Source organism: Paenarthrobacter sp. NPDC090522, from assembly GCF_044769225.1.
Classification (GTDB): domain Bacteria; phylum Actinomycetota; class Actinomycetes; order Actinomycetales; family Micrococcaceae; genus Arthrobacter.
The window spans coordinates 1-13045 of sequence record NZ_JBIVXL010000009.1; the positions used below are offsets into that span (position 1 = coordinate 1).

At 64.1% G+C, this 13045-nt stretch carries 13 protein-coding genes; 8 read left to right on the forward strand and 5 right to left on the reverse strand.

The features are described from left to right. Window positions 1-104: 104 nt before the first annotated feature. Window positions 105-1040, forward strand: a complete 936-nt coding sequence (locus tag ACIQT2_RS12950) for a lipid II:glycine glycyltransferase FemX (protein WP_402946936.1) — start codon at window positions 105-107, stop codon at window positions 1038-1040. Window positions 1041-1200: 160 nt separating this feature from the next. Here the strand turns inward: ACIQT2_RS12950 and glpX are convergent, their stop codons facing one another. Then, entirely contained in the window at window positions 1201-2223 is a 1023-nt protein-coding gene (gene glpX / locus ACIQT2_RS12955; protein WP_387433369.1) for a class II fructose-bisphosphatase, read from the reverse strand. A 199-nt stretch (window positions 2224-2422) separates the two neighbouring features. On the opposite strand from glpX, the gene ACIQT2_RS12960 reads away from it, so the two are divergent. From ACIQT2_RS12960 to ACIQT2_RS12980, 5 genes are all read left to right on the forward strand, one after another. Next, a complete protein-coding gene (locus ACIQT2_RS12960; RefSeq protein ID WP_402946939.1) occupies window positions 2423-3130 on the forward strand; it encodes a DUF4245 domain-containing protein in 708 nt (235 codons plus the stop codon). A 9-nt stretch (window positions 3131-3139) separates the two neighbouring features. Then, entirely contained in the window at window positions 3140-3754 is a 615-nt protein-coding gene (locus ACIQT2_RS12965; RefSeq protein WP_400270509.1) for a carbonic anhydrase, read from the forward strand. An 87-nt stretch (window positions 3755-3841) separates the two neighbouring features. Then, a complete protein-coding gene (locus tag ACIQT2_RS12970) occupies window positions 3842-5269 on the forward strand; it encodes a class II fumarate hydratase (protein WP_400330822.1) in 1428 nt (475 codons plus the stop codon). Window positions 5270-5423: 154 nt separating this feature from the next. After that, entirely contained in the window at window positions 5424-6092 is a 669-nt protein-coding gene (locus ACIQT2_RS12975; RefSeq protein ID WP_402946942.1) for a TetR/AcrR family transcriptional regulator, read from the forward strand. Then, complete coding sequence (locus ACIQT2_RS12980) at window positions 6089-7684, forward strand: MDR family MFS transporter (RefSeq protein WP_402946945.1); 1596 nt, start codon at window positions 6089-6091, stop codon at window positions 7682-7684. Before ACIQT2_RS12975 ends, ACIQT2_RS12980 begins: the two co-directional genes overlap by 4 nt. 4 nt (window positions 7685-7688) lie before the next feature. Here ACIQT2_RS12980 and ACIQT2_RS12985 read toward each other — a convergent pair whose 3' ends face one another. Both ACIQT2_RS12985 and ACIQT2_RS12990 read right to left on the reverse strand, forming a co-directional pair. Beyond that, window positions 7689-8162 carry an NUDIX hydrolase gene (locus ACIQT2_RS12985; RefSeq protein WP_400330816.1) on the reverse strand — a complete coding sequence of 158 codons (474 nt, stop codon included), beginning with the start codon at window positions 8160-8162 and terminating at the stop codon, window positions 7689-7691. A 17-nt stretch (window positions 8163-8179) separates the two neighbouring features. Beyond that, entirely contained in the window at window positions 8180-8710 is a 531-nt protein-coding gene (locus ACIQT2_RS12990) for a prepilin peptidase (protein WP_400330813.1), read from the reverse strand. A gap of 61 nt (window positions 8711-8771) precedes the next feature. Here ACIQT2_RS12990 and ACIQT2_RS12995 point away from each other — a divergent pair, with 61 nt between their 5' ends. Both ACIQT2_RS12995 and ACIQT2_RS13000 read left to right on the forward strand, forming a co-directional pair. Next, window positions 8772-9578: a hypothetical protein gene (locus ACIQT2_RS12995; RefSeq protein ID WP_402946950.1), complete on the forward strand. Its 807-nt coding sequence runs from the start codon at window positions 8772-8774 to the stop codon at window positions 9576-9578. Between the two features lie 66 nt (window positions 9579-9644). Beyond that, window positions 9645-10289, forward strand: coding sequence for a GNAT family N-acetyltransferase (locus tag ACIQT2_RS13000; protein ID WP_402946952.1), 645 nt, complete (start codon window positions 9645-9647; stop codon window positions 10287-10289). A 240-nt stretch (window positions 10290-10529) separates the two neighbouring features. Here the strand turns inward: ACIQT2_RS13000 and ACIQT2_RS13005 are convergent, their stop codons facing one another. Next, window positions 10530-11924 carry a PhoH family protein gene (locus ACIQT2_RS13005; protein WP_402946955.1) on the reverse strand — a complete coding sequence of 465 codons (1395 nt, stop codon included), beginning with the start codon at window positions 11922-11924 and terminating at the stop codon, window positions 10530-10532. A 274-nt stretch (window positions 11925-12198) separates the two neighbouring features. Further along, entirely contained in the window at window positions 12199-12960 is a 762-nt protein-coding gene (locus tag ACIQT2_RS13010) for an isoprenyl transferase (RefSeq protein WP_402946958.1), read from the reverse strand. Window positions 12961-13045: the final 85 nt, after the last annotated feature.

A 13045-nucleotide genomic window follows, 5' to 3' on the forward strand; every position in this document is an offset into this window, starting at 1 on the left:
GTGGAGAATCCCGTGAACGTCCATCCTGTCCAGGGAGCCACCGAAACCAGCGTGGCCTTCGCCGTCACCACGGGACTGTCATCCTGGGCGAAAGGGAACTAAGCATGGACCACTTCCTCCAAACGTCCGCCTGGGCCGATGTGCAACGCTCCCTGGGCCGCCGCGTCCACGAGCAGTCCGGTCCCGGCTGGAGCTTCCTGGCCATCGAGGAAAAGAACCCCGCCGGAAAAGTGATCTATGCACCCTACGGGCCCGTGGCGGACTCCGTGGAAGCCTTCGACGCCGCTACTGCCGCCTTGGTGACTTTGGCGAAGAAAGAACGCGCCGTGTTCGTCCGCATGGAACCCGTCTCCGCCGGGTTCTCCGCGTCCGACGCCGGCCCCCTCCTTCGGGCACGCGGCTTGCAGCCCGCGCCGGCCAACCAGCAACCGGAACTGAGTTGGATCGTGGACCTTGAAGGTGACTTTAAGGATGTCCTGGCGGGCATGAAGCCCACCAACCGGAACCTGTACCGGAACATCCACAAAAAGGGTGTCACTTTCCGGGCGTCACAGGACCCCGCGGACATTTCCGTGCTGCTGCACTTCCTGCACCTCACGGCAGCGCGTAACGGCTTCAAGCCGCAAAGCGACGAGTACCTCACCAGCGTGGCCCAGTCTCTGCTCCCCGCGGGCGCCGGAACCCTCTTCATCGCAGAGCTGCAAGGCGAACCGATTGCGGCGGCCTTTGCGTATGACTCCTCGGATACGCGCGTCTACGCCCACGCCGCCTTGGATGACACCCACCGCAAGCTCAGTGCAGGCATCCCGCTGCTGGTCACCCTCATGGCCGATGCCAAGGACAAAGGCCTCAAGCACGTGGACCTGTGGGGCGTGGCCCCCGAAGACAAGCCGGACCACAAATGGGCAGGCTTCACGGCCTTCAAGAAGTCCTTTGGCGGCCGTGAAGTCTCCTACCCCGGTACGTGGGACCTTCCGGTCAACAAACTCCGCTACGGCGCGTACCAACTGGCACGCAAAGTCCGCGACCGGCTCCGCTGATTCTCTCTTCCAGCGCGAAGGCCAGGGCCGCGGCACCAACGCCCCCCGCATAGCGGAAGGCGCCCCATCGCGTCAGCGGCATCAAATCGACGAGGTACGAGGAGATAGCCGCAGAGCGATGGGGCGCCTTTCGCGCCCAGGGCGCGACAAGTCCGGGGTACTACGCCTTGCGCGCGTACGTCTCCCACTTGGATGCGTGGTGCTCGGCGTCGACGAAGCGCACCGTGCCGGACTTGGAACGCATCACGATTGACTGCGTCAGCACGCGGTCCTTCTGGTAGCGCACGCCGCGGAGGAGGTCGCCGTCGGTGATGCCGGTGGCTGCGAAGTAGCAGTTGTCCGAGGTGACAAGGTCATTGGTGGACAGGACGCGGTCAAGGTCGTGGCCGGCGTCGATGGCCTTCTGCTTCTCGTCGTCGGAAGTGGGCCACAGGCGTCCCTGGATCACGCCGCCGAGGGACTTGATGGCACAAGCAGCAACAATGCCTTCCGGCGTGCCGCCGATGCCCATGAGGGCATCCACGCCGGTACCGCTGCGGGCCGCGGCGATGGCACCCGCGACGTCGCCGTCCATGATGAACTTGGTGCGCGCGCCGGCTTCACGGATTTCCTCCACGAGGGGGCGGTGGCGGTCGCGGTCCAGGATCATGACGTTGAGCTGGCTGACCTTGACGCCCTTGGCCTTGGCGATCAGGTGCAGGTTCTGCTTGACCGGAAGGCGGAGGTCCACCATGTCGGCAGCCTCGGGACCGGTGACGAGCTTCTCCATGTAGAACACGGCGGAGGGATCGAACATGGAACCGCGTTCGGCCACGGCCAGGACGGCAAGGGCATTGTTGATGCCCAGGGCAGTCAGACGCGTTCCATCAATGGGGTCTACGGCAACATCGCACTCCGGTCCGGTGCCATCGCCAACCTGTTCGCCGTTGAACAGCATGGGGGCCTCGTCCTTTTCGCCTTCGCCGATGACTACAACGCCGTTGAAGTGGACGGTGTGGAGGAATGAGCGCATGGCGTCGACGGCGGCACCGTCTGCCTTGTTCTTGTCGCCGAAGCCAACCCAGTGGCCGCCGGCAATGGCTGCGGCTTCGGTGACACGGACGAGTTCCAGCGCGAGGTTACGGTCAGGCTCGTCGATTCCGACGGCGAGCGACGGCGAAATCGTGGAAAACTGCTGGGTCATTGGTGCAGGAGACACTTGAACCTCTTCTTCGAGTGACGATTCACGGGACCGGACACGGTTGCACGAGGCCACCTGTGGTCCCTCTCCATTGATCATAGTCGCCGGAGCTCCTACCGGGCGGTTGATGACCACCGCATCCGTTGGGCCCGGTGAGGTTCCCGGTTGTGTGTTCACAGCAGCGATAAGGGACTATGGAAGAGTGAGTGAAACGCAGGACAAGCCCGCGGCCGGCAATGGCCCCAACGCCAATGAGGCCAGCCCCACCAGTAACCCGGACGCCCCGTACAAGCCCGTCATTCCGGCGAAAGCCGCCAAACGGGCCAACGCCTCGGTCATTGGCATGATCATCGCGCTGGTGCTGTGTGTCCTGGCCTTCCTTCCCGTCGTTCTCATGAACCCAGCACCCAAAGGTGAGAACTTCCGACCCGCAGTGGACGTCGCAGGCATCGCCCGGAACGCCACCGATGTGGCGGGATTCACACCTGTCACCCCGGATACCGGCGACACATTCACGCCAAACTATGCCCGGTGGGAAACCGGCACCGCCACTGGCGTCCCCACGTGGGAGGTGGGCTACCTGACGCCCAAGGAGGCGTTCATCGGCTTGATCCAGACGCGGCAGGCCAACCCCACCTGGGTGTTGCAACAGACGGGCAACCTCCCGGTCACGGGAACCCGGAACGCCGGCGGCCAGGACTGGGAACTGCGCGACTCCGGCAAGGACAAGCGCAGCATGACGCTGCAATACAAAGGAACCACCATCATCCTGAGCGGCACCGCAAACCTCGACGAGTTCGCCACCCTGGCGGCCGCCGTCGTAAAGTCCGCGGACCAGGCCCCCGCAGCAGGCTCCACTTCCCCACAACCCGGCGCAACACTTTCGCAGCCTTCCACGCCCGCGCCGTAAAGTAATCAGGTGCCTACTAATCTGACTCCGGCCCTGGCCTGGCAACGCCTCCGCGAGGGTAACGAACGTTTTGTCTCCGGCGAATCCCAGCACCCCAACCAGGATGCTTCCCGCCGCTCCTCCCTCCTCGAGGGACAGAATCCCTTCGCCGTCATTTTTGGCTGCGCCGACTCGCGCCTCGCGGCCGAGATCATCTTCGACCTTGGCCTGGGCGATGCCTTCGTGGTCCGCACGGCCGGCCAGGTGATCGATGACGCGGTCCTCGGTTCCCTGGAGTACAGCATCAGCGAACTCAAGGTTCCCCTGATCGCCATCCTGGGCCACGACAGCTGCGGCGCCGTGACAGCCACCAAGGGAGCCGTGGAAACGGGTGAGATGCCACCGGGGTTCATCCGCGACCTCGTGGAACGCATCACCCCCTCTGTGCTGACCGCCAAGCGCAACGGCCAGGAAGACGTCAACGACATGGTGGTGGAACACGTCAAGCAGACCGCGGATCGCCTCGCGGACAGCTCACGTGTGATTTCCGACGCCATTGAGGACGGCCGCGTGGCCGTGATCGGTCTCTCCTACAAGCTCGGTGAGGGCCAAGCGGCCCTTGTTTCCGCGATCGGACAGGTCTAGGACAACGTGCCCCGGCCCCTCGGCCGGGGCACGTAGCACTGCCTTCCGGGTTTTCGGTGGAGCCCGCAATCGCCCTAAGCTAGCCCCATGACTTCCACCACTGAGTTCCGTATTGAACATGACACGATGGGCGAAGTTCGCGTCCCCGTGAACGCCCTGTACCGCGCCCAGACGCAGCGTGCTGTGGAGAACTTCCCCATCTCCGGCAAGACGCTGGAGCGCACGCACATCGAAGCACTTGCACGCGTCAAGAAGGCCGCTGCACTCGCGAACGCCGAACTGGGAGTGCTCGATGAAGAGCTCGCCAAGGCAATCGCTTCCGCAGCGGACGAGGTTGCGGCCGGCAAGTACGACGGCGACTTCCCGATCGACGTTTTCCAGACCGGCTCCGGCACGTCCTCGAACATGAACACCAACGAGGTCATCGCAGAGCTGGCTTCGCGTGCCCTCTCCGCAGCAGGCAGCGACAAGGTGGTCCACCCCAACGACCACGTGAACGCTTCCCAGTCCTCCAACGACGTCTTCCCGACGTCCGTCCACGTTGCAGCCACCTCTGCCCTGATCAACGACCTGATCCCGGCCCTGGAGTACCTGGCCGCGTCCCTGGACCGCAAGGCCGCGGAGTTCAAGGACGTCGTCAAGTCCGGCCGCACCCACCTCATGGACGCCACCCCCGTCACGCTGGGCCAGGAGTTCGGCGGCTACGCCGCGCAGGTCCGCTACGGCATTGAGCGCATCAACGCCGCACTCCCCCGCGTCGCCGAAGTTCCCCTCGGCGGCACCGCGGTGGGCACCGGTATCAACACACCGGCAGGCTTCCCGGAGCGCGTCATCGAGCTCCTCGCAGCCGACACCGGCCTGCCGCTGACCGAAGCCCGGGACCACTTCGAGGCGCAGGCCAACCGCGACGGCCTGATCGAAGGCTCCAGCCAGCTCCGCAACATCGCGATCTCCTTCATGAAGATCAACAACGACCTCCGTTGGATGGGTTCCGGCCCCAACACGGGCCTCGGCGAAATTGCCATCCCTGACCTGCAGCCCGGCTCCTCCATCATGCCGGGCAAGGTCAACCCCGTGATTTGCGAAGCCTCCATCATGGTGTGCGCCCAGGTCATCGGCAACGACACCGCCATCGCCTGGTCCGGTACCAACGGTGCTTTCGAGCTCAACGTCGGCATCCCGGTCATGGCCGCCAACCTGCTGGAGTCCATCCGCCTGCTGGCCAACACCAGCCGCGTCATGGCCGACAAGATGATCGACGGCATCACCGCCAACGTCGAGCGCGCCCGCTTCCTGGCCGAGGCTTCCCCCTCCATCGTGACGCCGCTGAACAAGTACATCGGTTACGAGAACGCCGCCAAGATCGCCAAGATCGCCGTCAAGGAAGGCCTGACCATCCGCCAGGCCACCGAGAAGCTCGGCTTCGTCGGCGAGGGAGAAGGCAAGGTTTCCGAGGCCGACCTCGATAAGGCCCTCGACGTCACCACCATGACGTCCCCGGCCCACAAGGCTTAGGCGCACCAACCCGCAAGTACGACGACGGCCGGTACCTTCCGCACGGAAGGTGCCGGCCGTCGTCGTCCCCGCCCCCTTCTGTACCGAAGCATGTGGGGAACGACACTTCACTTTCTTTTTGCACTATTGGTTTCTAAGTGCAAAACTTTACTCTGTGAGCAATAGTGCAAATATCGACGGCGGCCTTCGCGAGCGTAAGCGGGCTGCCACGCGGCTGGCGATCACCGCCGTCGCCCGTACCCTGACCGCCGCACGGGGACTGAACGGCTACACCGTTGAAGAAGTGTGCGAAGAGGCGGGTATTTCGCGGCGCACCTTCTTCAACTACTTCCATTCCAAGGAAGACGCCGTGATCGGGGCCTTCTCCGACGACCTTCCCCAGGATGCGCTGGATGACTTCAACCGCGATCCCGAACGTCGCCCCGACGGCATCTCGGACACCCTGCTGGCAGCCCTCTACCACCTCACCGTGGACATCGTGGAGCGATCAACCATCAGCCGCACCGAGGTCCACCAACTGATCGCCGCCATCAAGGCCGAGCCCCAACTCCTTGGCCGCATGACCTTGGAGGGCGAGGCCCGGGAACTGCAGTTCATGGAACTGATCGCCCACCGCGAAGGCCTCTCTCCCGGGCACCCGGAAATCGTCATGGCCTCGGCCGTATTCGGAGCCGTTTCCAAGAAGACCTCCCACCAGTTCTTCTCGGAGGACAACACCCGGCCCTACCGCGAGCTTCTTGACCAGAACCTCGCCGCGGCCCGGAAACTCTTTTCGCAACCGCTGGACACCACCCCCGCACAGACACCGAAGGACCCCGCATGAGTACACTCTCGAAGGCAGCCGAGCCGCTGCTCTTGACCCAGAAGAGGATCTGGATCATCTTCTCTGCCCTGATCGCGGGCATGCTGTTGTCCAGCCTGGACCAAACGATCGTCTCCACGGCCATGCCCACCATCGTGGGCAAGCTCGGCGGCGTGGAACACCAGGCCTGGATCACCACGGCCTACCTCCTGGCCACCACGATCGTCATGCCGATCTACGGCAAGTTCGGTGACATCCTTGGCCGGCGGAACCTGTTCCTCGTCGCCATCGCCCTGTTCACCCTGGCTTCGGTCGGTTGTGCCTTCGCTACGGAGTTCTGGGGCTTCGTGGTGTTCCGGGCCATCCAGGGCCTCGGCGGCGGTGGCCTCATGATCCTGTCCCAAGCCATCATCGCGGACATTGTGCCGGCCAAGGAACGCGGAAAGTACATGGGTCCGCTGGGCGCCATCTTCGGCTTGTCCGCCGTCGCCGGTCCGCTGCTGGGTGGATTCTTCGTGGACCACCTGACGTGGGAGTGGGCTTTCTACATCAACATCCCCATCGGCATCGCCGCCTTTATCACGGCCTGGTTCACCCTGACCCTGCCGAACAAGAAGGCCGAAAAGAAGATCGACATCCTCGGAGTCGTCTTCCTATCCGCTGCCACCACCTGCCTCATCTTCTTCACCGACTTTGGCGGCAAGAAGGACGAAGGCTGGGATTCACCGTTGACGTGGGCTTTTGGCGCCGGCATGGTCGTGGCCGCATTCGCCTTCGTCATGGCTGAACGCCGCGCCGAGGATCCCATCATTCCGCTGAGCCTGTTCCGCAACCCGATCTTCATCAACGCCACGGCCATCGGCTTCACGCTGGGCCTGGGCATGTTTGCTGCAATCGCCTTCGTGCCGACGTTCCTGCAGATGTCCTCCGGAACCTCAGCGGCCGAGTCCGGCCTGCTCATGCTCCCCATGATGGTGGGCCTCATGGGCACGTCCATCTTCTCCGGCATCAGGATTTCCAAGACGGGCAAGTACAAGATCTACCCCATCCTGGGCGCGGCCTTGACCATCCTTGCCATGCTCTGGTTGACCACCCTGACCGCCGAGACGCCCATCTGGATGATTTGCGTACAACTGTTCATTTTCGGCGCCGGGCTGGGCTTGATCATGCAGGTCATTGTCCTGGTGGTCCAGAACTCGGTCCCTGCGGACCAGATCGGTACCGCAACCAGCACCAACAATTACTTCCGCGAAGTAGGTGCGTCCTTGGGCGTAGCGGTCTTTGGCTCGATCTTCACCAACCGCCTCGCTGAGTCCTTGACCAAGGCCTTCACCGGCGCCGGAGCTTCATCCGAGCAGGCCTCGCAGTCCACCAGCACCCTGGATCCGCAGGCCCTGGCGCAGCTGCCGGAACAGCTTCGGGACGCGATCGTCAACGCCTACGCCGACTCCCTGGCACCTGTGTTCTGGTACCTCGTGCCGTTCATCGCCATCGCCCTGATCCTGGCCATCACCCTGAAGCAGATCCCGCTCTCGGACACGGCCGGCATGGTTGCCCGCGGTGAGGCGATCGGCGGCGCCGAGGCCGAGGAACTCGAAGCCGCCCGCCGCTGATCTGCTACTCCGTCTGGTACGCCACGGGGCCTTCGGGCTCCGTGGCGAGCCGTATGGCCTGCAGGTGTCCGTGGCTCATTTCGGGGAGATCGTCCAGGTGGAACCACTGGACATCCAGCGACTCGTCGTCGTTGACCCGGGCCTCACCGGAGACATACTTGCAGCGGAACGTGATATCGAGGAAATCGCATTCGTCGCCGTTCGGAAAGGTCACCGGACCTACCACTCCGACCCCGATGATCCGTTCGGTCTCGGCTACCACGGCTGTTTCCTCGAAGATTTCCCGGACCAGACCCGGGGCCGGGTGCTCCCCCGGGTCCAGGATCCCCGTAATCGGCGTCCAGTGTCCGTTATCCGATCGTTGGCACAGGAGCACCCTGCCTTCGTCATCCAACACGATGCCCCGGACTGCAGGCAGCCACAACGGGTCATTCCCGATTTTTTCCCGCAGCTTCAGCACAAACTCAGGTGCACCCATGCAGCCAGCTTACGGCGTCATGCAGGCAGGACAACCATGGCTGCGGCAGCCCCTGCCAGCATGAACGGTCCAAAGGGAATCGCCGAGGCGAGGCTGCCCCTCCTGGTCACGATGATGACCAGCCCCCACAGCCCGCCCAGGAGGAACGCCAGGAACGTTCCCGCGAATACGTGGCCCCAGCCAAGGTAGCCCAAGTACAAACCCAACACCCCGGCCAGCTTCACGTCCCCGAATCCCATGCCCGGCGGATAGACGAGCCGGAGCAGGAAATAGAGGACCCACAGAGCAGCGGCACCGGCAAGCACCCCGAGCCCCGGAATTCCGGCCAGCGCGCCGTCCATGCGTGACCCGGAGAGCAGGGCCGCAGCCAGGAGCAGGATCCCGGCCACCCCGTACGACGGGAAGACGATGCGGTTGGGCAGCAAATGGCTTCGAACGTCGATCACCGTGAGCCGCACCGCCATGACCACGAAATAGAGGGACGCCAACAGCACCAGCCAGAAGGCAAAAGGGGCGGCGTCCCAGAGGTCGGCGAGTCGTCGGATCACCCTCGGATGCTACCCCGGATTACCTCCGGGCCCGGCGTGAACCTCTGGGTACACTGTGGATATGGGGCGCTACAGTACAGATGGACCCGGCCTGCCGCCGGGATTTGGACCCTCAAACGGGCATTCAGGGGATCATTCCGACTTGTCCTCCACGTTCCGGAACCTGTGCCGTTCATCGCCCTGGAAGTGGACCAGCCTTCGGTTCGAATACCTTGAGCGGCCGGGGACGGGCGCCAACATCGTGCGGGCCTGGCTCAGGCGTCCGGGAGCGCTCCGCCTGGAGTCTCCGGATGGCCAACTCCTCTACAGCACCACGGGGATCAACGACTCCAGGGACGAGTTCTATGTCAGCGCCACGCGCCGCTCGTGGCTGCTTCCGCCGCATCTGGTGACACCTGTTTACGACGACGGCGGCCTGGTTCGGCGCCGTCCGGAAGCCGCTTACGGTGAGCCTTCCTTCGGAAACGGCCGGCTCGCCGCCGCCCTGGACCCCGTGGAACTTGCCGGCAACGCGCCCGTACCCCTGGAATTCCCGGACACCAACCCGGTGTCCTTCGATGAACCCCGCGAGGTGGACCACGAGGGGCGCCTGGCACTGGAGGCAGTGATCACCCGGGGCCGGACCTACAAGCCTTCGGATCCCGCCGAACCGTTGGCGCACCCGGGACGGACGCTGGTCCGTGTAGACGCTGCCACAGGAGTCTGCGTCGCCAGCCAATCGCTGGATGGCGAATCCTCCGGCAAGGGCCATTGGCTCAAGATCCTGGCCGTGGACGAGTACATGTTGGATGACCTCTTCCTTGCCGAGTCCATGAACTTGACCGATGTCCGGCGCCACATCTCCTGGGACATCGGCCCGGCGGCCTGACGCTGCGCGGCCCTGCAGGATGCCGTGTGACAGCAAGCCCCGCTCCAGCCACGCTAGACTGCGGCGATGACCTCGCTGGCAGACATCTGGCCCCCTTTCGGACTGACCCTCACCACGCCGCGCCTCGTCCTGCGTCCCATTTTCGACGCCGACATCCCCGCCGCCGTGGCTGCTGCCCGGTCCGGAATCCACGAGCCCGGCAAGAGCCCTTTCAGCACGCCGTGGGCCGAACTCCCGGACAACGAACTGGCTCCCAACATGGCCCAGTGGTACTGGCGCTGCCGGGCCGGATTCACCCCGGATGAGTGGACCCTGCTCCTGGGCGTTTGGCAATGCGACGATTTCCTCGGAGTCCAAGACCTGGCGGCCACGAAGTTCGCGGTACTCCGGACGGTGCACACAGGCTCATGGCTCAAGCAAGCGGCGCAAGGCCGCGGCGTCGGCAAGGAGATGCGGGCCGCCGTCGTCAGCTACGCCTTCGATTACCTGAAGGCGGAGGTGGCCGAATCCGAAGCCGCAACCTGGAACCAACAATCCCTGGGCGTCTCCACAAGCTTGGGCTACGAACCCAACGGCCTCACGCGCACCACCTGGGGCGCCGAAGTGGGTGACGTCCAAAAAGTCCGCCTCACCCCAGAGTCCTTCAAACGCCCCGACTGGACCCTCCACGTCCAAGGCCACGAAGGACTTTCCACCTACCTCGGTCTCTGACCGGCGCCGACGGCACTAGCGCGACAGCGGGCTCCCGGAAAGGAGCGCATCGCGACGCATCGGCCCCCTAAGGTCGCCCAGCGACCGAAGGGGGCCTTATGCGTTGTGTCTAAGCGACGGCGGGAGGCCGCTGACGCGCGGACCCAACCGATGGACGGCGAAAGTGCGGGGCCGGCCGGAACCCGGCCACACAGGAGGCCGCTGCCGCGCGGTGGTAACCACCGCGCGGCCGGCGGCACTCTAGATTTCTGCCCCTTCAAGCAGCTCCGTCACGAGGGCCGCAATAGGCGAGCGTTCGGACCGGGTCAGCGTGATGTGGCCGAACAGCGGGTGTCCTTTGAGGGTTTCGACGACGGCGGCGACGCCGTCGTGCCGGCCCACCCGGAGGTTGTCACGCTGGGCAACGTCGTGGGTGAGGACAATCTTGGAGTTCTGTCCAATCCGGCTCATGACGGTCAGGAGGACGTTCTTCTCCAGGGACTGGGCCTCGTCCACGATCACGAAGGCGTCGTGCAAAGAACGGCCGCGGATGTGCGTGAGCGGCAGGACCTCCAGCATTCCGCGGTCCATGACTTCTTCCACTACTTCCTGGCTGACCAACGCGCCGAGGGTATCGAACACCGCTTGCGCCCACGGGTTCATTTTCTCGGATTCGGAGCCGGGCAGGTAGCCGAGCTCCTGTCCACCTACTGCGTACAGGGGACGGAAGACCACTACCTTGCGGTGCTCGCGGCGTTCGAGGACGGCTTCGAGGCCCGCGCAGAGGGCTAGGGCGGACTTACCGGTGCCCGCACGCCCGCCAATGGAAACGATGCCCACGGACGGGTCCATGAGAAGGTCGATGGCGAGCCGCTGTTCTGCCGAGCGGCCGTGGAGGCCGAAGACATCCCGGTCCCCCTTGACCAACCGGACCTGCTTGTCCGAACCCACCCGGCCCAGCGCCGAGCCGCGGTTGGAGAGGACCACCAGGCCGGTATTCACGGGAAGTTCGGCCGCGGCCGGGATGAAGACCGGTTCGTGGCCGTAAAGGGTGCTGACTTCCTGTTCGCTGGCTTCGATTTCGGCCAGGCCGGTCCACCCTGAGTCCTTGACGAGTTCGTTCCGGTACTCATCGGCATGCAAGCCCATGGCCGAAGCCTTGACGCGCATGGGAAGGTCCTTGGAGACCACGGTGACGTTGTGGCCCTCGTTGGCAAGGTTCTTCGCGACGGCCAGGATCCGGCTGTCGTTGTCGCCGCCGCGGAAGCCGGCCGGGAGGACGTCCGGCGAAATGTGGTTCATTTCCACCCTGAGCAGGCCACCATCGTTTCCCAAGGGAATGGGGTGGTCCAGGCCGCCATGCTCAATCCGCAGGTCGTCCAGGAGCCGCAAGGCTTTACGGGCAAAATAGCCCAGTTCCGGATCGTGGCGTTTGCCCTCAAGTTCGCTGATGACCACGATCGGGACAATGACCTCGTGCTCGGCGAAGCGCAGCAGTGCGTGCGGATCGGAGAGCAGGACGGAGGTATCTATGACGTAGCTGCGGCCTGTGGGAGCCGCGGTTTTCTTTGTCCCTTTGGTGGCGCGCTTGGCGCGAGAGGTAGCTGCACTTTCCCCGTCGGAAACCATTGCGGGCAGTTGCTCTGAAATAGCCACATCGACTCCAGCCCCGGGCGTTCGCCCGGCCTTATGGTGAAGCGGCTCGGCCGGAAGGCCGGGCGTGGCCTCCCCTGTAACTGGTGCGATGATCCGCTCCATCTACTGGCCTCCCCGATCAGCGGGCGGTTTTGCCTGCTGATGGGTTTAACGTAATCCCCGCCACAGGAAATTCCTCTTTGTGGCGTCGGCAAGTCGTTTCTCCACGAGTGAATTCGGGATTAACGGAAGTTCACCCAGCGGCGGTTGCAAAGAGCATGAGGAATCAGGCGCCTCAGGAACCGAAGCGGCGTTGGCGTCCCGCATAATCGCGGAGTGCCCTCAGGAAGTCGACCTTGCGGAAAGCCGGCCACAGGGCCTCGCAGAAGTAGAACTCGCTGTAGGCGCTCTGCCACATCAGGAAGCCGGAGAGCCGCTGTTCACCGGAGGTGCGGATGACGAGGTCGGGATCAGGCTGGCCCCTGGTGTAGAGGAAACGTGAAATGTCGTCCACCGAGAGTTCATCTGCAACCTCGGACATGTTACGGCCCTTGGCAGCGGCTTCCTGGAGGAGTTCCCGGACGGCATCAACGATTTCCCGTCGCCCACCGTAGCCCACGGCCACGTTGACGTGGATCTTCTCGTGGACCGGCGTCCGGGCAGTGAGCTTGTTGAGCCGCTCGGCAAGGTAGTCGGGAAGGAGTTCCGGCGCTCCCATGGCATGGACTGAAATATCCTCGTTCTCATCCAGGCGGTCCATGGTGTTGGCAATGATGCCCATCAGCAGGTCCAGCTCCTCGCCGGAGCGGCTCATGTTGTCCGTGGAGAGCATGTACAGCGTCACTACTTTGACGCCCAGTTCCTGGCACCATCCCAGGAACTCGTGGATCTTGTCCGCTCCCGCTTGGTGCCCTTCGCTGGTGGGTGCGTTGAACTGGCGCGCCCACCGGCGGTTGCCGTCCACCATGACGCCGACGTGGCGCGGAATCTTCTGGTGGTCGAGCGATCTGAGGAGCCTGCGTTCATAGAAGCCGTAGAGGAAACCGGGCAGCTCCACCGGACTCTCACCTGACTTCCTTGCTCTGATCAATCGAACGACGCGCACATCCAAGGCTACCTGCCCGAGCTGGCAGGCTGGTGCA